The sequence below is a fragment of the Robiginitalea sp. genome (genome assembly GCF_982776155.1).
This window is the reverse complement of sequence record NZ_CEXZKX010000005.1, coordinates 179,851-200,502: the sequence shown is the minus strand read 5'-3', so window position 1 is coordinate 200,502 and position 20,652 is coordinate 179,851. Positions and strand designations below refer to the sequence as shown.

The 20,652-nt window shown below is 58.4% G+C and carries 16 protein-coding genes; 4 read left to right on the top strand and 12 right to left on the bottom strand.

Features of this window, described 5'->3' with window-relative positions:
* Window position 1: 1 nt before the first annotated feature.
* Window positions 2-454 carry a GNAT family N-acetyltransferase gene (locus AC3DKS_RS10465; RefSeq protein WP_272606945.1) on the top strand — a complete coding sequence of 151 codons (453 nt, stop codon included), beginning with the start codon at window positions 2-4 and terminating at the stop codon, window positions 452-454.
* 16 nt (window positions 455-470) lie between these two features.
* Here AC3DKS_RS10465 and AC3DKS_RS10460 read toward each other — a convergent pair whose 3' ends face one another.
* The 7 genes from AC3DKS_RS10460 to rnpA form a co-directional block, all read right to left on the bottom strand.
* The gene (locus AC3DKS_RS10460) at window positions 471-848 is read right to left on the bottom strand and encodes a hypothetical protein (protein ID WP_015753370.1); all 378 of its coding nucleotides are present in this window, start codon (window positions 846-848) and stop codon (window positions 471-473) included.
* 82 nt (window positions 849-930) lie between these two features.
* Entirely contained in the window at window positions 931-2,016 is a 1,086-nt protein-coding gene (locus tag AC3DKS_RS10455; RefSeq protein WP_272606946.1) for a Gfo/Idh/MocA family protein, read from the bottom strand.
* Window positions 2,017-2,027: 11 nt separating this feature from the next.
* A complete protein-coding gene (locus AC3DKS_RS10450; protein ID WP_272606947.1) occupies window positions 2,028-4,259 on the bottom strand; it encodes an outer membrane protein assembly factor BamB family protein in 2,232 nt (743 codons plus the stop codon).
* 64 nt (window positions 4,260-4,323) lie between these two features.
* Complete coding sequence (locus AC3DKS_RS10445; protein ID WP_272606948.1) at window positions 4,324-5,199, bottom strand: fructosamine kinase family protein; 876 nt, start codon at window positions 5,197-5,199, stop codon at window positions 4,324-4,326.
* Entirely contained in the window at window positions 5,199-6,146 is a 948-nt protein-coding gene (locus AC3DKS_RS10440) for an MBL fold metallo-hydrolase (RefSeq protein WP_272606949.1), read from the bottom strand. The genes AC3DKS_RS10445 and AC3DKS_RS10440 overlap by 1 nt, the downstream gene beginning before the upstream one ends.
* Window positions 6,143-7,777, bottom strand: a complete 1,635-nt coding sequence (locus AC3DKS_RS10435; RefSeq protein WP_272606950.1) for a S41 family peptidase — start codon at window positions 7,775-7,777, stop codon at window positions 6,143-6,145. Before AC3DKS_RS10435 ends, AC3DKS_RS10440 begins: the two co-directional genes overlap by 4 nt.
* Window positions 7,755-8,141, bottom strand: a complete 387-nt coding sequence (gene rnpA / locus AC3DKS_RS10430) for a ribonuclease P protein component (protein ID WP_015753376.1) — start codon at window positions 8,139-8,141, stop codon at window positions 7,755-7,757. The genes AC3DKS_RS10435 and rnpA overlap by 23 nt, the downstream gene beginning before the upstream one ends.
* 140 nt (window positions 8,142-8,281) lie before the next feature.
* Between rnpA and AC3DKS_RS10425 the strand changes: the two genes are divergently transcribed.
* Together AC3DKS_RS10425 and AC3DKS_RS10420 are read left to right on the top strand one after the other, a co-directional pair.
* The gene (locus AC3DKS_RS10425; RefSeq protein ID WP_272606951.1) at window positions 8,282-10,147 is read left to right on the top strand and encodes a CBS domain-containing protein; all 1,866 of its coding nucleotides are present in this window, start codon (window positions 8,282-8,284) and stop codon (window positions 10,145-10,147) included.
* Window positions 10,131-11,363, top strand: a complete 1,233-nt coding sequence (locus tag AC3DKS_RS10420; RefSeq protein WP_272606952.1) for a succinylglutamate desuccinylase/aspartoacylase family protein — start codon at window positions 10,131-10,133, stop codon at window positions 11,361-11,363. Before AC3DKS_RS10425 ends, AC3DKS_RS10420 begins: the two co-directional genes overlap by 17 nt.
* Window positions 11,364-11,408: 45 nt before the next feature.
* On the opposite strand, the gene AC3DKS_RS10415 is transcribed toward AC3DKS_RS10420, so the two are convergent.
* The 4 genes from AC3DKS_RS10415 to AC3DKS_RS10400 are packed head-to-tail and all read right to left on the bottom strand — an operon-like array spanning window position 11,409 to window position 16,718.
* Window positions 11,409-13,253 (bottom strand): M1 family metallopeptidase, encoded by a 1,845-nt coding sequence (locus AC3DKS_RS10415; protein WP_272606953.1) that lies wholly within the window; start codon window positions 13,251-13,253, stop codon window positions 11,409-11,411.
* Window positions 13,254-13,267: 14 nt separating this feature from the next.
* On the bottom strand, window positions 13,268-14,905 hold the full coding sequence (locus tag AC3DKS_RS10410) for a S8 family peptidase (protein ID WP_015753380.1): 1,638 nt from the start codon (window positions 14,903-14,905) through the stop codon (window positions 13,268-13,270).
* A 15-nt stretch (window positions 14,906-14,920) separates the two neighbouring features.
* Window positions 14,921-15,874, bottom strand: a complete 954-nt coding sequence (locus AC3DKS_RS10405; RefSeq protein WP_272606954.1) for an SMP-30/gluconolactonase/LRE family protein — start codon at window positions 15,872-15,874, stop codon at window positions 14,921-14,923.
* Window positions 15,861-16,718 carry an MBL fold metallo-hydrolase gene (locus AC3DKS_RS10400; protein WP_272606955.1) on the bottom strand — a complete coding sequence of 286 codons (858 nt, stop codon included), beginning with the start codon at window positions 16,716-16,718 and terminating at the stop codon, window positions 15,861-15,863. Before AC3DKS_RS10400 ends, AC3DKS_RS10405 begins: the two co-directional genes overlap by 14 nt.
* Before the next feature lie 156 nt (window positions 16,719-16,874).
* Here AC3DKS_RS10400 and AC3DKS_RS10395 point away from each other — a divergent pair, with 156 nt between their 5' ends.
* Entirely contained in the window at window positions 16,875-18,791 is a 1,917-nt protein-coding gene (locus tag AC3DKS_RS10395; protein WP_015753383.1) for a cation:proton antiporter, read from the top strand.
* Here the strand turns inward: AC3DKS_RS10395 and lepA are convergent.
* Complete coding sequence (lepA, locus tag AC3DKS_RS10390; protein WP_015753384.1) at window positions 18,788-20,584, bottom strand: translation elongation factor 4; 1,797 nt, start codon at window positions 20,582-20,584, stop codon at window positions 18,788-18,790. The two genes, AC3DKS_RS10395 and lepA, sit on opposite strands and share 4 nt — an antisense overlap.
* Window positions 20,585-20,652 lie beyond the last annotated feature (68 nt).

Here is a 20,652-nt window from a genome sequence, read left to right as displayed (position 1 = left end):
TATGGATATAAAACTCTTTCGCTTTGAGGAGATGAGCACCCGGCAACTCTACGATGTATTGAAACTGCGGTCGGAAATCTTTGTGGTTGAACAGGAATGTATCTACCTGGATCCGGACGGGAAGGACCAACCGGCTTACCATTTGTTGGGCTATGAGGGCGATATGCTGGCAGCCTATACGCGGATCTTTGCCCCGGGCGACTACATGGACCGGGCCAGTATCGGCCGGGTTGCCGTTGCGGAAGCCTGCCGCGGCCGGGGGTATGGCCGTGAAATAATGAAGGCCTCCCTGGAGGCCGTTGTGGATATATTGGAATGCAATGAAGTAGCCATTTCCGCCCAGGTCTACCTAAGGCAGTTCTATGCGGATTTCGGTTTTGAGATTTCCGGGGACGAATACCTGGAAGACGGCATTCCCCACATCAAAATGTTATGGCGGGCTGAATCCGGTTAACCGGCTACCACGCCTTTCACGTAACCTTGATGGGTTGTTTGTTCCCGAGGTTCAACTCCTGCAGGAGCGTATCGGTAAATTTGTAATGTCCGCGGAAGGTGATAATCCGGAACCGGTTCGACTTCATCCGGCTCAGCGTATCGAGGAAGACCCATTTGGATTTCAGCATGGTGGGCTTTTCCGACTTCAGGCTGATATCAAAGAGGTATTTCCTGCCGTTTTTGGTGGCCGTTATATCCGGCGTGACCGGGTTTCCGGTGCTTTTTTTGATATAGGATTTCGGGGATTCAAACCCCTCCATATCCGCTTTGATGTTGTTGAATCCTCTTGCCTCCAAATGCTGGATGGACTTCTCCAGAATTTCCTGATTTTCTTTCTTTTCTACTTTGATCATAACTAGTAAAATAGACGAATTTTTGTAACTGCCAAATTCCGGAGGCTAATTAACATAATCATAAGGTTTTAGCGATCGGAAATCAATCGATTGCAACCGTTTTTCCGGATTTATAGGAAGCGTCGGCCGCCAGAACGATCCGCAGGCTGTTCACCGCATCCCGGAGGTGGTCCCCCAGGTCGGCGTCGTTGCGGATCGCATCCAGGAAAAATTCCTGCTCCAGCCGGCAAAGACCGTCGTGGTCCGGTTCGTCTGCAGTACTGATGATTTCGTCCTCCCTGAGGAATTCGCCGTCAGGGCCCGTGGCGCTGTGGTGCAGCCTGAGGCTCCCGGTTTGGGTGTGGCCCTCCACGTCGTCCGAACCGCCCGCCGCGGTGTCCTGGATGGAAACCGACCCCTTTGGCCCCATGACGTCCTTTATAAAAAATGCGGTTTCGCTAACCATGGGCCCCCAGCCGGCTTCGTACCAGCCAACAGACCCGTCCTCAAAGCGCACCTGCAACTGGCCGTAGTTATACATCTCCGGGTCTATTTCGTCGCTCAGGCGGGCGCCAATGGCGCTGACGCTTACGGGGCGGGACCCCGTCATCAGGCACATGATATCCACGTAATGTACCCCGCAATCCACAATCGGGGACATGGATTGCATCAGTTGCCTGTGCGTATACCAGGTGGCCCCGGAACTCTGTTGGTTGAGGTTCATGCGCATCACCAGCGGTTTTCCAAGCGTTCGGGCAATTTCCACAAACTGCGACCAGGCCGGATGTACCCGCAGGATATATCCAACCACCAGCTTTAACCGGTTTTTATGGGCGAGGTCCACAAGTTCCCGGGCTTCCTCCACGGTAAGTGCCAGGGGTTTCTCCACAAAAACATGGCAACCCGCATCCAGGGCCTCCCGGACAATTGCTGCATGCGTATCCGGATAGGTGTTGACAGATACGGCATCCGCCGGGGTGTCGGACAGCGCCTCTCCCAGGCTTGCAAAGGTGGGGTAGCCGCCGAGTTCTGCAGACAGTTTTTCCCGGCTTTCCGGGGATCGGCTTACCAAACCCGTAATTTCAAAGCCCTCCATGGCGTGGTAGGCCCGTGCATGGCTGGTACCCATATTGCCGCAACCCACTACTACGATGCGGATCGGGTCGTTCATGTGCGTTGGATTTTTCATGTCCGTTTGTTTTATTCGGTTTTCAGCGAGAAAGCAATGATGGAATTTCCCGGAGGCGTCCCGAGTTTTTCGCCCCCGCAGGCCAGGGCGATGTATTGCCGGCCGCCTGCTTCGTAAATTGCCGGGGTGGCAAATGCAGCTGCCGGCAACCGGTATTCCCAGAGCAGCTGGCCGGTATCCCGGTCAAAGGCGCGGAAAAAACCGTCCTTGGTGGCCCCGATAAACAACAGGCCGTTTTCGGTGACTACCGGCCCGCCGTAATTTTCGGTCCCCGTCGGGCGTTCCCCGCGGGCTTTCAGCAATTCCGTATCCCCCAGGGTAACCTGCCAGAGGTATTCCCCGGTGTTCAGGTCGATGGCGTGCAGCGTTCCCCAGGGAGGGGCAATGCCGGGCAGCCCGTTGGCATCCAGAAATTTATGGTATCCGTCGTGTTGGTAGGGAAGGGGCCTGCCTTCCTCCCCGGGCTCCCCTGCCACGACCTCCTGTTTGTCTCCCGGCGCGGCCTTGTGGTCTCCTGCCGCACCCGTGTTGTATTCCGCCGCGTCCAGTTCCAGCAGGTAGGCGGCCAGCGCGTCCTGTTCGGCTTCCGTGAGCTGGGGAAAACCGGGCATCATGCCTTTGCCTTTGGAAATAAGCGTTTTAAATGTTTCAGGGGTATACATTGAACCCACCCCGATCAGGGACGGGTATCCGCTGGCAGCCACCCCCTTGCGGTCCGGCTGGTGGCAAAGGGCGCAATACGTCAGATAGATGCGTTGCCCGGCCGGCAGGTCCTCGTCCGGGACCTGCGTCTCGCTCATCGAGAGGATCCAGGCCATCTCATTGGAATTCACATACAGGATGCCCTTTTCCGGATCTGCCGCGGCCCCGCCCCATTCGGCGGCCCCATCGTAGCCGGGCAGCAGGAAAACCGGGTCCGTGGAAGGCGGCGCATACAGCCGCTTGTCGGATTTGTTAAACAGCGCCAGCAGGGAGTCCCGGTCCGGGGCATAGGGGCTGATGTCCGCTTCGGTGAGGTAGCGGGCCTGTCGGGCATAGGGTGCTGGTTTTACCGGGATGGGCTGGGTGGGCCAGGCGACTTCGCCCTGCAGGGTGGAAGCCGGGACGGGCACTTCCTCGATGTCGAACAGGGGTTCCCCCGTGATTCGGTGGAACAGGTATACATAGCCCTGTTTGGTAACCTGGGCTACTGCGGGGACGGGGGTTCCGTCCCGCATGACGGTCAGCAGGTTCGGCGGGGCGGGCGGGTCGCGGTCCCAGATGTCGTGATGCGTAAACTGGAAGTGCCAGAGCCGCTCCCCCGTGTTGGCATCCAGGGCCAGGAGCGTATTGGCAAAAAGGCCGGCACCCCGTCGGTCTCCGCCATAAAAATCCGGGGCTGCAGACCCGGTGGGGACGTACAGGATTTCGTTCCGGGCATCCAGCGCCATACCCGCCCAGTTGTTGGCCGCGCCCACCACCGGGCTTTCCCGTATGTTCGGGTCTTCCCAGGTGTCCGCTCCGAATTCCCCGGGCAGGGGAATGGTGTGGAAAACCCAGGCCACCTCCCCGGTGATGGCGTTAAAGGCGATGATATCCCCGGGCGCGCCCCCCGGCCCTTCCGAGATCCGGAGGGGCATGATGATCAGGTCTTTAAATACCGTTCCGGGCGTATTGGAGATCACGAATTTATCCGCTGCCGAAGCCGGCAACCCGGAGCGCAGGTCGATTTTTCCACCGGAGCCAAAACCTTCAACAGGGGTTCCCGTACGGGCGTCCAGCGCATACAGGTCCGAGCCCACGGTATAGAGGATGCGCTTGTCATCCCCCCGCTCCCAGTAGCTGACCCCCCGGCTCGTGGAATGCCAGGCGTTCAGGGTATCCCCGAAAACCCAGAGTTCCTCCCCCGTACGGGCGTCCAGGGCAAAGGCGCGCAGGGCGGCCGTTACCCCGTAGATTACGGTGTCCACCACCAAAGGATTCATCTGCATCTGCCCGCTGTCCGGCGCCCGGTATTCCCATGCAACTTCCAGGTCGCGGACGTTTTCCCTGTTAAACTGGCTGAGCGTACTGAAATGGCTTCTTCCGGGATCGCCCAGGTAGTCCTTCCAGGTGGTAAAATCGGCCGCATGGGTGAACGATGTATCCGGTTCTTCCCCGCAGCCGCTGAACAGGGCGGCTATCCAAACCGTGCAGAGGATGGCCCGCAGGTGCAGGCTATGGGTTTTCAACCGGGGATACCGTGGGCAATAGCTCCGTATCATAATAATTAAAATTAAAGGAACTAAAATTAAGGAATTACCGCTGATGACGATTTATCCTGCCCGGCTAGTGCCCTGTCCCGAAAAGATCGCGCCCAATTTCCCGGACACCGCCAGCGTATGAGGACCCGAACAGGTTCAGGTGGACCAGCAGGAAGTAGAGCTGGTATATGGCCCTTCGGCGGGATTCCCCTTCGGCCGGGGGCAGCACGCTGTGGTATCCTTGGTAAAAATCAGGGGGGTACCCGCCGAAGAGCCGGCTCATCGCCAGGTCCACTTCGCTGTGCCCGGCGTAAACAGCAGGATCTATGAGCACAGCCCTGCCCGCTCGGTCAATCAGGTGGTTGCCGCCCCACAGGTCGCCGTGCAGGAGGGCGGGCTGTACCTCCCCGGCGGATGTCCGCAGCCAGCGCGCCACGGCAGCCGGCTTTGGGATTTCCGACGGCGCCAGCAGCCCGCTGGAAACGGCCCGCTCGTATTGAGGCGCCAGCCGGCGGGTGGCGTAAAAATCCGCCCAGTCCGGCCCGGGTGTATTGCTTTGGGGCAGGCTGCCGATGAAATTGTCGCCAGGCCAGCCAAAGTGCTCCTGCGGCTCGCTGTGCAGTTCGGCCAGTTGGATTCCGAAGGCCCGGTATTCCCCCGGGGTCCCGGGCCGGGATTCGATGAATTCCAGGACCAGGCAACCCCCCGTTACCAGCGGGAAAACGCAGGCTATTACCGGAACCCGGATCGTGCCTGTCCGGGAAAGGGCGCTAAGGCCCTCCGCCTCGGCCCGCATTTGTTGCAACCCGCTTTCCCCTTCCATGGTTTTTGCGAAGAACATTTCCCCCGGGGTTTTCACGCGGTAAGCCGAGGCGATATCCCCACCCCGTACCGGGGTCACCGACAGGATGCGCTTTCCAAGCTGGGAGGCCAGGGCCTCATGCAGGGATACGGAAGCCATTACAGCCGGAATTTTTGGCCCCGGCGCGCTATGCGGTATCCGGCCGCGCGGGTGGATTGGCTTGCGGCACTATCCGGGTCCAGGAGCGGGTTCGTGTGGTTCAGGTGGATAAAATGCACTTTGCGTCTCATCGCGGCGGGAAGGTTGTCCCAGCGCCTACGGCTTTCGGACACAAACGGATGGGGGATTTGTGAAATATCCCGATAACCGATTTCAGCAGCGTCGTAAAAGGTAGCGTCCACAAATGCGACGTCTACTTCGGAAAGCAGCCGTTCAATAGGGGTCTCCCAGCGCTCCCATTTGTCGATATCCGGAATAAAAAGGACTTTTTGCCGGGGACCGCGGATCAGGAAGCCCACGGTCTCCGAATATTCATCCCGGTGGGGGACTTGCAGCGGGGTCACCTCCAGGGATTCCCCGAGGGTGACGACCGCTCCTGCGCGCAGCGGCTCCAGACGGATGTTTCCCGAGGCCACCAACTGGCTCCACGGCCCATTTTCCTCCAGGAAGGAGCGCATTCGAGGCATGGCAAATACAGGTACCTGCCGGGCTCCAAGGGCCTCTTTCCCCAGGAACATCAGGCCCGTGTAGTGTCCGATATGCGCATGGGTCAGGAAAATTCCGTCGGGGACCGCATCGGGCTCCGCCCTGCCCACGCGGCCCAAATCGTGGAGTTGCCGGCTGATATCCGGGGTAGCCTCAAAGAGGTAGCGTTTGCCGCTGCGCGCATCGGAAATCCCCAGGGAGACGACCATGCGGCCCGGGTCCGGCGTTTTTTGCAAGGGGGCGCAGCATGAGCGAGCGCATCCGATGTGCGGGGAACCCCCGTCCTGCACCGTGCCCAGGACAACAAGGGTTACCCCCGCATCCTGGCTCTCCGCAACAGATTGCCCGGAGACGATGAATCCCGGAATACATATAAGGAGTATCCCAAGCAACCGGTTCACGGCCCCTGCAGGATTTCGCTGTATCGCCGGGGCTGCCCCAGGACTTCCCGGGCGGTCAGGATGGCCGCGTCTTTCTCCAGATAATATTCGTAGAGCCCTTCCCGGTAGAGATAACGCTTGATGATTTCGTCCTCCAGCTGCCGGGTGATTTCGTCCGAATAGGTGTCCAGGGCCCGGAGCTTGCTTTTCTCGATGTCCGCCAGGAGCGTTTTAAAGTCGTTTTCGATGGTTTCCGTGAAAATGACTTCCTCCCGGTCGGTCAGGGCCTTTTCAAGGGCCTTCTCCGTCCGCGTTTCAAACGAAAAACTGCTGCCGGTAACGTGGTCCGTAAACTCCTGGTAGACTGCAGGGGTCAGTTCAAATTCTGCGGGGTTGTCCAGGGTGTGATCGTAGTAGTATTTGGTGGCGAAATCAAAAATGACGTGGTTCTGGACCAGGGCCCGGATGAGTTCGTTGGATTTCAGCTCATCGATGGGGATGTCCGGCTGGACCCCGCCCCCGTCGGTCACCTTCCGGCCGTTCCGCGTTTTGAATTCCTGGAATTCCGTATTCCGCACGGCGTTCCCCGATTCGTCCCGGTTCCAGTAGTCCAGTGCCTGGATGCATCGTCCCGAAGGGGTGTAATACCTGCTGATGGTTACCTTCAATTGCGTGCCGTAGGTGAGTTTCAGTGGCCGCTGTACGAGTCCCTTTCCAAAACTCCGCGCCCCGATAATCACTGCCCGGTCCAGGTCCTGCAGCCCGCCGGATACGATTTCACTTGCCGAGGCACTTTGGCCGTCCACGAGGATGGCCAGCGGGATTTCCGTATCCACTGGCCGCTTCCGGGTCTCGTATTCCTGGTTGAATTTGGCAACTTTGGATTTCGTGGTGACGATCAATTCGCCTTTTGGCACAAACAGGTTGGTCACGTTGATCGCCTCGGAAAGCAAGCCGCCGGGGTTGCCGCGCAAGTCCAGGATAATCCGTTCGGCTCCCTGTTCCTTGAGGTCCAGCAACGCTTCCTCGGTTTGGGAGGATGCCTTGGAGTTGAAGCGGGAGAGCACGATGTAACCTGTTTTATCATCCGCCATCCGGTAAAAGGGCACGGCGTCCACCTCAATGGCGCTCCGCTCCACGGTTGTGGACTGCAGTTTCCCCTGCCGCAGAAAGCTCACGGAAACAGACGAATTGTTGGCCCCTTTCAGCAGCTCGGCCGCGTCGTCCTTGAAATCCGCAACGGAGATATCGCCGATGGTGACAATCTCGTCCCCCGCTTTCAGGCCGGCCCGGTCTGCCGGATACCCTTTGTAAGGCTCCACGATCACCAGGCGGTCTTCGTAGGACCGCACCAGGGCCCCGATGCCGGAGTATTCCCCGGCATTGTTGATTTTGTAGGCCTCCACGTCCTGTTCGTTGAGGAAGACCGTGTAGGGATCCAGCTCTTCGAGCATGTTCTTAATGGCCGAATCCATGAGTTCTGCAGGGTTCGTCTCGTCCACGTAGTTCATGTTGAGTTCCTTGAACAGGGTGGTGAATATTTCGATTTGCTTGGCGATCTCAAAAAAATCGCTTTTAAAGGCCGTAGTCGTCAGGAACAGGCCAATGGCCAGGACCGGGACAACAACCTTAGTCTTCAGTAACTGCTTCATGGGAATCGAATTTTTTTAGCAGGATGTTCGTGGCTTTTGAAACCCCCTCAAAATCGGGCATTTCCCTTCCAATGTATAAAATAACGAACGCAAAGCTTCCCTTTGTATTGTTAAAAGTCCCGGGCTTTTCCAGGCGGAAGGCCTCGCGCATCAACCGTTTGATCCGGTTGCGTTGCACGGCCTTCCGGAAGGAGCGCTTGGGCACGGCAAATCCGGCCTGGAACGGCACGGGCTCCGGGAGGGGTGTTTCCAGGTAGTACAACAGAAGCGGGTAGGCTTTAACCGTGCGACCCTTGCGGAAAACCTCCTCCCACAATTTCCGGTGCGCCAGTTTTTCCCGTTTGGGGAATCGAAAAGAAACCATGTCCAAAAATAGGAATAAATCCCCCGGCAGCCCGGATGACAAATATCATATATTCCAGGCCCCCCAGGCCCTAACTTGCCGGATATAAACCGGGGATCCCCCCCTGCACGAAATCACCTTTTATCTAGAAACTACCTTCTATGGGAAATTTAGCTGTAAAGACCCTGGACACCTCCCTGGAAAGGGCGCAATACTACCGGCAATTGCTAACAGATATCGCGGCCCTGGAGGTGATGCTCGAAGACGGCTTTTTTGAGCGGAACGAAATGCACATCGGCGCGGAACAGGAATTTTGCCTGGTAAATGCGGATTGGGAGCCCTCCATGAACGCCCCCAAGATCCTCAGCGACCTGAACGAGCCGCATTTTACGCCCGAACTGACCCGGTATAACCTGGAGATCAATCTGGACCCGAGGCGGTTGCAGGGAACCTGCCTCTCGGACATGCACAACCAGCTCAGGGACCTGCTCGGCCGCGCTCAAGAAGCGGCGGCCAGGCACGGCGACAAAATTATCCTCACCGGGGTCCTGCCCACCATCAGTACCCGCCACCTAAGCCAGGCATATATGGCCCCGCTCAACCGCTACCGCATCCTGAATGAAGCCGTGAAGCACGTCCGGGATTCCGACCTGGAAATGCATATCAAAGGGGTGGACGAGGTGAATCTGCACCACGACTCCATCATGTATGAAGGGTGCAACACGAGCTTCCAGAGCCACCTCCAGATAGACCCGGAGGATTTCTCAAGCGCCTATAACTGGGCCCAGGCCATCGCCGGCCCCGTCCTGTCGGTATGTGCCAATTCGCCCTTGCTGATGGGACGCGAACTCTGGGAGGAAACCCGGATTGCCCTTTTTTCGCAGAGCGTGGACACCCGCAGGAGTACCTTCCGGCTCAATGAGCGCGAGCCGCGGGTAGGCTTCGGATCCGAATGGGAGACCGGCAGTGCCGCAGATTTTTTTAAGCGGTCCGTGGCGCGATACCGCAGCCTGATATCAACGGATTTTGAGGCGTCGGACAGCCTGGAACAGGTAAACCGCGGCCAGGCCCCCGCCCTGACCGCACTGAGCCTGTACAATGGTACGGTTTACCCCTGGAACCGCCTCTGTTATGGCCGGGGCGGAAAGAAACCGCACCTGCGGATCGAAAACCGCTACCTGCCTTCCGGACCTACAACGGCCGATGAGATCGCCAACCTGGCTTTCTGGACGGGGATCATGACGGGACGCCCCTCCGAGTTCGACGACATCCGCAAGAAAATGGATTTCCGGGACGCCAAAAAGAACTTTTTCCATGCCGCCCGCTACGGTATGTCCGCCCAGTTCCGCTGGCAGGGAAAAGATGTCCCGGCCCGGGAACTCCTGCTGGATTTCTTCCTGCCCATTGCCTATCGGGGGCTTTCCCGGATGCAGGTGGCCGGTGCGGACATCACCAAATACTTAAAACTGATCGAGAATCGGATTCGGAGTCAATCGGGAGCCGAATGGAAGATAAGAACCTACCGGGAACTCCGGAAAGAGCTTCGCCAGCCCGATGCGCTTCGCGTACTGACCGCCAGCCTGTACAACCGTTCACTCAAGGGGTATCCGGTAGCCACCTGGAAAAAGTATACCTGCAACGAGGTGTTCAGCGGCCGCCGTTCCGCGAGTGTTCGCGACCTGATGAGTACCCGGATCATCACGGCCCATGAAAACGACAGCGCAGCCCTGGTGGTGCACCTGATGAAATGGAACGGGTTCCACCACCTTCCTGTATTGGACGGAAAGCAGGAATTGATTGGCCTGCTCAGTTGGAAGGATGTCGGGGAACTGGCGGATAGTCCCGAAATATACGATATGCGGATTGCCGACCTGATGAAAACGGAATTGATAACCACAGGCCCGGATAAATCCATTCGATCGGCCCGGGAACTGATGGCCTCCTACGGGATCCATTGTCTTCCCGTCGTCTCGGGTCGGGAACTGATAGGCCTGCTTACTTCAACAGACATTGATAACGAAGACTGAATCTGACGCACCTCGCGAAATCAGGGATACCGGGATCCGGATCATCGGCGATATTCGCGGGCCGGAGCCCGGGGCTACGCTGATTTGTTTCGGCGGAATCCACGGCAACGAGCCGGCCGGTATCCTGGCGCTGGAGGAAGTTTTCCGCCAGCTGGAATCCGCAAAGGAGCCCCTGTCTGCCGGGCGGTTTATCGGGGTGCGTGGCAACCTCCCCGCCCTCCGGCGGAGCAAGCGTTACCTGGAGCAGGACCTGAACCGGATCTGGACGCGGACCCGGATCGGGCAGGTGTGTGCCACCGCCCCGGGCGAGCGGTCTACGGAAGAGCACCAGCTCGCCGAGATCCTCACATGGCTCCGGGAACTCCTGGAGGAAGGGCAGCCCCCGTTCTATTTTATCGATTTGCACACCACTTCGAGCCCCACCCTGCCATTTGTGACCATGAACGACGCGGTCATCAACCGGAAGTTTGCACAGCTCTTCCCGGTCCCGGTAATCCTGGGGATTGAAGAATACCTGGACGGGCCGCTATTGAGTTATATCAACGAATTGGGCTATGTTTCCCTGGGCTTTGAATCCGGGCAGCACCAGGAGCCGTCGGCCGCAGACTCCGCTGTGGACTTTGTCAGGCTTGCGCTGATCTTTGCCGGGCTGCTATCCGATACGGGCGGGAGGGAAACGCGGAGCCGGCTTGCCAACCTGCGGGAGGCGGCAAAAGGGGACGCTGCATTTTACGAGGTGTACTACCGCCATGCCCTGCAAAGCGCCCGGGAATTTCGCATGGTACGCGGCCTGAAGAGCTTCCAGCCCCTGCCGGGCGGCACGCTGCTGGCCCACGACCGGGACGAACCGGTGTTCCTCAAACGCAAGGGCATCCTGTTTATGCCGCTCTATCAGGAGCAGGGGGAAGAGGGGTTTTTCCTGATCCGCCGCATAGCGCCCTGGGCCCTGAAGCTTTCGGCCTGGTTACGGCGTTTCCGGTTCCAGGACTGGCTGGCCTTCCTGCCGGGGATCCGTTGGGCGGACGGCAACACGCTCCTGGTTAACCTGCGCATTGCCCGCTTCTTCAGCAAGCCGCTGTTCCACCTGTTGGGATTCCGAAGCCGCCACCGCGGCCGCTCCCACCTGCTCCTGACCAACCGGGAACGCACGGCCCGGAATGCGGATTACCGGGATACTTTCTGGTTCAGCCTCAAGCGGCCGGGTCGTCTGCGGTAATTATCAGGGGGCAGCCGGGTCCGAAAGTGTACTCGGGCAACCCGATTATTGCCCGGGCTGCCAGATGTTGTTTTCCAGGTCGATATCCGCCATGAGGCCGGACGGGTCGATGGCAATGGCCTGAATTTCGTCTATCGGGATATCCAGGACCAGGTCGTAGACGGGTTGCGCCCAGGGCCAGTCCGCTTTTACTTCCCGTTCAAAGCCGGCGTACGGATTCTCCTTTTCGGCCCGCATCATCCTCAGGGGCAGGTAATAGGTTTTCCGGGTCCCGTCATTCAGGGCTACCAGCAAGTCGATGGGCATCGGCATCAGGCCGATGCGCTCCAGGGAAACCCGGGTGCCGCCTTCCACGGCTTCCACGCTTTTCACCCCGTAATCGATTGTATTCGCCGTGCGCGTAAAATCGTTCAGGTACCACTCGAGCTCCGCCCCGCTGACCTTTTCGGCCACCCGGATAAAATCGTTCGGCGTGGGGTGCCTGAACTGGAATTCCCGGTAATAGCGCCGGATGGTCTCCATGAGCTTGTCCTGCCCGATCACGTATCCGAGCTGGGCCAGGAATACAGCCCCTTTGCTATAGGCGGAGATACCGTACCCCCCGTTAAAGTCGTACCGGTCCGCATGGGTGGTGAGCGGTTGCTCCCGCCCCGAGGCGGCCAGGCTGCGGTAGCCGTTGTAGGACCCGGCGAAGGGGTTCTCCCGTTGCCGCTCCATAACCGCATCCATGCACAGAGCCGAGATAAACGAGGTGAAGCCTTCGTCCATCCACTCGTGGCGGGATTCGTTGGTGGCCAGGACGTGCTGGAACCAGGAGTGCGCCATTTCGTGGACGGTTACACCCACCAGGCTCCCGAAGGAGCGCTCCCCGGTGATGAGCGTGCTCATGGCGTACTCCATGCCCCCGTCGCCCCCCTGGATAATGGAGTACTGGTCGTAGGGGTAAGGCCCGATATTCCGGTTGAAAAACTCCATGGTTGCCGCAGCTTTGGGCTGCAGATTTTTCCAGTTCTCCAGGATTTCCGGGTTGTCCTTGTACAGGAAGTGGAGTAGCGTCCCGTTGTCCAGGCGAAGGGTATCGTGGAGGTAATCCGGGTCGGCGGCCCACATGAAATCGTGGACATTGGGCGCTTTGAAATGCCAGGTCAGCGTCTTGCCCCGGGTGCGGACGGAGGTGCCGGGTTTCTCGTAGCCGTGCCCGATTTCCTGGGGGTTCTGCAGGTACCCTGTTCCGCCCACGGTGTAGTCCTTGTCAATGGTCAGCTTCAGGTCAAAGTCTCCCCATACCCCGTGGAATTCCCGGGCGATGTACGGGTCGGCGTGCCAGCCCTCAAAATCGTATTCGGCGAGTTTAGGGTACCACTGGCTCATGGACAGGGCCACCCCTTCGCGGTTGTTGCGCCCGGAGCGGCGGATCTGTACGGGTACCTGCCCTTCAAACTCCATGTCAAAGGTCGTTTTACTTCCGGGAAGCAGGGGCTCAGCGAGCTCCACCACCAGGACGGTACCTTCCTCCTGGTAGCTCAGCGCTGTGCCGTCCTGGGTCAGGGAAGTGGCGTGGAGGTAGCCGATTTCATCCGGGGATAACCCGGCAATCCGGCTTTTGCCGTCTTCGGTCATCCGCCCGTCCGGGTCTTCAATGGCCTGCAGGCGCATGTCCATTTCGCTGCCGGGTTGAAAAGCGTTGAAATACAGGTGGTAGAATACCCGGTTCAGCGTATCGGGCGAATTATTGGTGTATACCAGTTTTTGCGTGCCGGTATAGCGGTAAGTTTCCACATCCATATCCACTTCCATCCGGTAGTCCACATGTTGCTGCCAGTAGGCGGTGTTGCCCTGGCCATAGGCCGTGGCGGTTGCAAGCAGGATAAGAAAAAAGAGACGTGTCATATTTCAATTGAATTTTAAGGTTGTGCATTGCCCCGGCTAACCTGGCTGGCCAGGATCAGGGCGTTATACAGATTCGCTATCCGCCCGGAGCGCGAGGCATCTGCAAGCGTACGCGCATTTTCCGGGTTGCCGCCCAGGATTACCTGAGACTTTACGGGCAATCCGGACTGCATGATGATTTTCTTTACCTGGGAGGCGGTAAGGTCCGGGAAGCGGGAGCGGATAACCGCGGCAATCCCGGCGACGGCCGGCGCGGCCATGGAGGTGCCGCCCTGGAAGTCATAGGCATTCCCGGGCATGGTGGAATATATGTTCCCCCCCGGGGCAAAGACGTCCACCTGGCTCCTGCCGTAATTTGAAAAGGACGACACCATCTCCGAGCCGTAGGAACTATCCAAAGACCCTACTGTCAGGACATTGTCTGCAATTTCCGGCCCAGTGCCTTCCTGGTCGGTGGGGTAATTTGCATTTTCCGGGAGGTCCAGGTCCTGGGAATCGTTGCCGGCCGCATGTACAATGAGCACATCGTTGGCTGCGGCGTATTTAATGGCCTCATACACCCACTGGGCGTTCGGGGAGAATGGCTTTCCGAAACTCGCATTGATGATCCGGGCCCCGTTGTCTACCGCATAGCGGATCGCCAGGGCCACGTCCTTGTCGTATTCGTCCCCGTTGGGAACGGCGCGCACCGCCATGATTTCAACCTTGTCGGCTACCCCGTCCACGCCGATGCCGTTGTTGCGCTCAGCGGCAATAATGCCGGCCACATGGGTGCCGTGGGATTCGTCTTCCACCCGGTTCGACGGATTGCCGTTGCCGTAATTGCGGTCGTCGATGTCATAGGGGTCGTCGCCCACCACTTCCCGTCCGTTGAAGGAGGTGTTGAAGTGGTAGTTCAGCCGCTCGGTAAAATACTGGATGCCTTCCTGCAATTGCTCCATGACCGCGTCGATGCTGTCCTCAAAGCTGTACATCTGCTCCAGAATGGCTACGGCCTGCATCAGCTGGGGGTCCTGGGTGTCGATACCGGCTACGTCGGCTTTGGTATAATTGTCCCGGCCCAGGTGGGCTTTGACGGCTGCGTCGGCATTTTTCACCGCCTGGAGGATTTGTTCGTACCGCTGCTTGTTGGCAGCTGCCTCGGCAGATTCGGCCTCGAGCTTTTTGCGGGCGCGCTCCTGCAGGGCGGCATCACCCAGGTTCAGCCGGAGGATGCGGGCCGCCTCGAGTTGTTCGTTGTAGGATTCGCCCAAAAAGTTGTAGCCGTGCACATCGTCCACGTAGCCGTTGTTGTCGTCGTCCACCCCGTTGCCCGGTTTCTCGTCCCGGTTTGTCCAGAGTACGCCGTCCAGGTCTTCGTGGTCCAGGTCAATCCCGCTGTCCAGTACGGCTACCACGACAGTTTCCCCCCGGAGGGATCCCAAAATTTCAGTGTATGCCCGGTCTACGCTCATGCCGGGGATCGAATCGCGTACCAGGTCGGCATGTGACCAGGATCGGGCCTCGGCCTCGCTCAATTCGGTGACTTTGGGTACCACGTGGTCGATGTTTTCGACCGGGGTGCTCACCAGCTGCGTGGCTCCGCATCCCCAGAGGAGGATGGCGGGTGCCAGCCAGGCCAGCGGACGGATCATTGCATTCAATTGCTTCATGTTTGGTTTATTTGTTTATTCAGAAAAAGCGGCGCCGGGATGCGGGGCTTCGAAAACCTCAAAACACCCCCGGTCTGCCAGGGTCACGTAGACCGTTTTGCCGTCGGGCCCGGCAAAAGTAAGATTACTTGGCTTCTTACCCGAAAGCCGATATTCTTTTAACACGCCCCCGTCCGGAGACAATACAACTACTGTGCCTTTGTCGTAACGGGCCACGTAAAGGTTGCCCGCCCGGTCGCAGCGCATCCCGTCCAGGCCAAAATCTTCAAATTTGTGGAATAGCGTTTTGTTGCGGACACCGCCGCCCGGGTCCATGTCGTAGCGCCAGATTGCGCGCTGCACGGATTCGTTTACATACAGGTAGCGCTGGTTGGGGCTCAGCGCAATCCCGTTGGTGGTGCCCATCCCGGATTCGAGCAGCTCCACGGTCCGGTCCGGGCGCACGCGCCAGAGGTTGCCCGTATTGTCGGACCAGTTCGGGTCGCTCAGATAGACGCTGCCGTCCGGGTGGACGCACAGGTCGTTGGGTTGGTTCATCCGGTCGTCTTCCGCCCACACCTCCGGGGCATCGCCCCCCGCCGGGACCCGGTAGACCCTATGCCTGACGTAATCCGCTACATACATGTGCCCGTCCGGGCCAAAGGCAATGCCGTTTCCGACGCTTCCCTCCGGCAACGTCAGATACAGACGGGCCTGCCCGTCCGGCGTCACCTGGCCGATGGTGCCTTCTTCTGCAAAGTTCACCGCATAAACATTGCCCGCCCCGTCTGTGGCCGGTCCTTCAATTCCCGGGGTAAAGGTCCCCTCCGGCAGCAGGTCGTTACTATCGGGCAGTGTCCCGCAAGCCCCAAGCAGGAACAGGGTGCCGCAGAGCACCGGCAGGGCGGCGCATTTCAAAACATCCCGCACGTTTGCTTCGGCAACGGGGTATTTACGCGCCGGACAAACCAAAATTTTAAAACTGCGCATGGAAGTCAAAACTTTTGTCCAGGCGGATGCCTTTTTCGGTTTCCCTGAGCGTGCAGCACTCGTTGTGGGCGTCGTGCTCCAGGAAAAGCACGTAGTTTTCCCGGTAGGCCCGGTCCAGGAAGGCCGCTTTTTCCTTCAGGGTTAGCAGCGGGCGCGTATCGAAGCCCATGACGTACGGCAGGGGGATATGGCCGGTTGTTGGCAGGAGGTCGGCCATAAAGACCAGGGTCTGCCCCTGATAGCGGATGTGCGGGATCATCTGCTTGTCCGTGTGCCCGTCTACAAACAGGATGCCGAAACCCAGGGGGCTTTCCTCCTGGAAGGTCTCCGCCCCCCGCGGGATAAAGGCCAGCTGCCCGCTTTCCTGCATGGGCATAATATTTTCGCTGAGGAAGGAGGCCTTTTCCCGGGCATTGGGCTCGGTGGCCCATTTCCAGTGGTCCTCATTCGTCCAGAAGGTCGCATTTTTGAAAGCCGGCTCGTATCCCGTCCGGTCCCTATTCCAGCGAATACTGCCGCCGCAGTGGTCAAAGTGGAGGTGGGTCAGGAAGACGTCCGTGATGTCGTCCCGGTGGAACCCGGCTGCCGCCAGGGAGGCGTCCAGGGAATGGTCGCCCCAGAGGTAATAGTAGCCGAAGAATTTTTCGGATTGCTTGTCGCCCATGCCCGTATCGATCAGGATCAGCCGGTCGCCGTCTTCGATCAGCAGGCTCCGGGCGGCCATCTCGATCATGTTGTTGGCATCCGCCGGGTTGGTACGGGACCAGAGCGATTTGGGCACCACGCCGAACATGGCACCCCCGTCCAGCTTAAAATTCCCGGTTTCGATGGGGTAAAGGGTCATCCAGGTAGTTTTCTGATCGCGCAAAATACGAATTCGGGGCCCTATTAGCGAGGCGATTAACAAAGATTTTGGCATCTTCCTGCAAATTGCCGGGGTCGCCGGGGTTTCATAACTGGGGAGATTCCCTATTTTTGGCTTTAACGCAAAAACCAACACATGATAGAGCTGGCGGGTATTGTCATTCTCGGGATTGTGGCGCAGTGGGTGGCCTGGAGGCTCAAACTGCCCGCCATCCTGCCCCTGATCCTGATTGGGTTGCTGGTGGGGCCGATCTCCACCTTATTTACGGAGGATGGCGCGAAACTGATCGAGCCGATCTGGAACGGCAGCAAGGGCCTGTTTCCCGGGGAGGGGTTGTATTATTTTGTCTCCCTGGCCATCAGTATCATCCTCTTTGAAGGCGGGTTGACGCTCAGGCGCTCCGAGGTGGCGAACGTCGGGCCGGTAATTACCAAGCTTATCACCCTGGGGACCCTGGTGACATTTTTCGGCGCGGGCATCGCCGCACATTTTATCTTCGGGCTTTCCTGGCAGATCTCTTTTTTGTTCAGCGGCCTGATAATTGTTACCGGCCCCACGGTAATCACCCCCATCCTGCGGAACATCCCGCTTAAAAAAGACGTCTCCGCCGTCCTGAAATGGGAAGGCATCCTGATCGACCCAATCGGTGCCCTGGTGGCCGTATTGGTATACGAGTTTATCAGCGTCGGGGCCGAAGGGGGGGCGTATACGAAAACCGCCCTGATCGAATTCGGCAAAATCCTGCTATTCGGCCTCACTTTCGGGTTTACCTTTGCCCATGCCCTGGCGTTTGTCATTAAGAAGAATTTCATCCCCCATTACCTGCTCAACGTCGTGGCCCTTTCCACGGTGCTGGGGGTCTTTGTGATGTCCGATATTTTCGCCAAGGAATCCGGCCTGCTCGGGGTGGTGGTCATGGGCATGGTGATGGGGAACACGGAGCTCCCCAACCTCAAGGAACTCCTGTATTTCAAGGAATCCCTGAGCGTGCTGCTCATCTCCATCCTGTTTATCGTGCTGGCGGCCAACATCGACCTGGTAGACCTGCAGCTCATTTACAACTGGAACACGGCACTGTTATTTGCCATTATCGTGTTTCTCATCCGGCCGCTGGGGGTGTTTTTATCCTCTCTGGGCTCCCACCTGAGCATCAACGAAAGGCTGTTTATCGGTTGGGTGGGTCCGCGCGGGATCGTCGCAGCCGGTATCGCGTCCCTCTTTGGTTCCAAGCTGATTGACCAGGAGGTGCCCGGGGCAGAATTTATCACCCCCCTGGTATTCGTGATCGTTCTGGGGACGGTTCTGCTGAACGCAACCACCGCCCGGTTGTTCGCACAGCTCGTGGGCGTATTCCTGAAAAAATCCGAAGGCATCCTGATCATCGGGGCCGCCAAGCCCTCCCGTCTTATTGGCCAGTACCTGATGAAGAACAACCGGCATGTTGTGCTGATAGACAGCAACCAGACAAATGTGGAAAAATCGCGGAACCTGGGGCTGGAGGCGCTCACCGCCGATATCTATTCGGATACGCTGAGCGACAATATTGAGCTGAGCGATATCGGCTACCTGATGTCGCTTACGCCGAGCTCGGTGGTAAACAAGTACGCCATTGAAAAGTTCCGGAACCAGTTCGGGGAACACGGATCCTTCCGCCTGGTGGATGCGGATGAGATGAACGACCCGGAGAACAACCCGAAGGAAGGCCTGTTCTCGCACACGGACGACTTTATCAAACTGATGGAGGCCACCCGCCATTATCCGGCCATCCACGAAATTGACCTGAAGGACCGGCAACACTACGAAGGCCTGATTGAGATTACCAAGGCCGAGGACGACATCATCCCGCTCTTCCTCAAGGACCCGGAGGGCGACCTGATCATCATCCCGTCCTATTCCAAGGATTTCACGGATATCACCGAGGGCTTTAAACTCGTGTACCTCGGGAAGGTTTTTGACCTGGACAAGGAAGAAGATGAGCCGGTCGGGAAGGAGAACGGCAAGCAGCACGCGCAAGCCGATAAGAACGGCTCGCCAGGCGAACAGGACGCCTAATCGTTCAGCTTCAGCACGGCCATAAACGCCTGCTGGGGGATTTCCACGTTGCCTACCTGGCGCATGCGCTTTTTCCCTTTTTTCTGCTTTTCGAGGAGTTTCCGCTTCCGGGAAATATCCCCCCCGTAACACTTGGCGGTCACGTCCTTGCGGAGCGCCTTGATGGTTTCCCGGGAGATGATCTTGGAGCCGATGGCCGCCTGGATCGGGATGTCGAATTGCTGGCGGGGGATCAACTCCTTGAGTTTCTCGCACATCCGCTTGCCGATGTCGTAGGCGTTGTCGAAGTGCACCAGGGCGGAAAGCGCGTCAACTGGCTGGGCATTCAGCAGGATGTCCACACGCACGAGCTTGGAAGTCCGCATGCCGATGGGGCTGTAATCGAAGGAGGCATACCCCTTGGACACGGTTTTCAGCCGGTCGTAGAAGTCAAAGACGATCTCGGCCAGGGGCATGTCGAAGGTGAGTTCCACCCGGTCCTGGGTGAGGTAGGTCTGCCCGGTGATCTCCCCCCGCTTGTCGATGCAGAGCGACATCACATTCCCCACAAAATCCGACTTGGTGATAATGGTGGCCTTGATGAAAGGCTCTTCCACCCGGCTGATGGTGGAGGGGTCGGGCAAATCCGAGGGGTTGTTGACGATAAAGGGCGTTTCCGGGTCCTTGGTCGTGTAGGCGTAATAACTCACGTTGGGCACCGTGGTGATGACCGTCATGTCGAATTCCCGCTCCAGGCGTTCCTGGATGATCTCCATGTGCAGCATCCCCAGGAAGCCGCAGCGGAAACCGAAGCCCAGGGCCGCGCTGCTCTCCGGGGTGAAAACCAGGGAGGCGTCGTTGAGCTGGAGCTTTTCCATGGAGGCGCGAAGCTCTTCAAAATCCTCCGTGTCCACCGGATAGATTCCGGCAAACACCATGGGTTTGACGTCTTCAAACCCGGCAATCGCCTGGGGAGTTGGGTTGGCGGCGTCCGTAATGGTATCCCCCACCTTGACCTCCCGGGCGTCCTTGATGCCGGTGATCAGGTAGCCCACATCGCCGGTGGAAATTTTTTGTTTGGGCAGCTGTTTGAGTTTCAGCGTCCCGATTTCGTCTGCATGGTATTTTTTACCCGTAGCGACGAATTTGATGTGCTGGCCTTTGCGGATTTCCCCGTTCATTACCCGGAAGTAGGTTTCCACGCCCCGGAAGGGGTTGTAGACCGAGTCAAAGACCAGGGCCTGCAGCGGGGCCTCCGGGTCGCCGGCCGGGGCCGGAACGCGTTCGATAATAGCTGTCAGGATTTCCTGGATGCCCAGGCCCGTCTTCGCGCTGGCCGGGATCACTTCCCCGGGCTTGCAGCCAATCAGGTCCACGATATCGTCCGTCACCTCCTCGGGGTTGGCGCTGGGCAGGTCTACCTTGTTGAGTACCGGGATGATTTCCAGGTCGTTTTCCAGGGCCAGGTAAAGGTTGGAGATGGTCTGTGCCTGGATGCTCTGGGCGGCATCCACTACGAGCAGGGCCCCTTCGCAGGCCGCGATGGAGCGGGACACCTCATAGGAGAAATCCACGTGCCCGGGGGTGTCGATCAGGTTGAGGATATAGGGTTCGCCATCGTGGATATAGTCCATCTGGATGGCGTGGCTCTTGATGGTGATGCCGCGTTCGCGCTCCAGGTCCATACTGTCCAGCAGCTGGTCCTGTTTTTCGCGCTCGGTCACCGACCCGGTAAAGTCGAGCAGCCGGTCGGCCAGCGTACTCTTGCCGTGGTCGATGTGGGCGATGATGCAAAAATTCCGAATATTCTTCATGCAATCCGAAAATAGGAGGCAAAGATAATCAAATTGCGCTCGGCGGCACCGGAATTTATGCGCTGCCC